Genomic DNA, 263 nt, shown 5'->3' on the forward strand with positions numbered 1-263 from the left:
GGCCATGAGGAAGCGAACATGCATGGACATCTCCTGATCAAACGATACGATACTGGTCGAGTTGCGCCGCGCCCCGCATCGCCGGATCGCTGATCGACGGCAGGCCGTTTTCCAGGTGGCCGGCGAAGCGCCGCAGCCAGCCCGGCATGCCGTTGACACGCGCCGCGTAGTCGTACCAGTTGGCGGTCTGCGCCAGCGACAGGCGCAACGTGCTGCGCGAGCGCGCGTGCACGCGCACGTCGGGGATCCGCATCGTCGTGTAC

General features: G+C 66.9%; 1 protein-coding gene. It reads right to left on the minus strand.

Annotated features, from left to right (window positions below):
* Positions 1 to 37 precede the first annotated feature (37 nt).
* The coding region (locus tag ACPYOM_RS22800; protein ID WP_481347712.1) for a hypothetical protein at positions 38 to 263 on the minus strand (226 nt) is incomplete at its 5' end.

Source organism: Monashia sp. HAY1-2A (assembly GCF_056755315.1).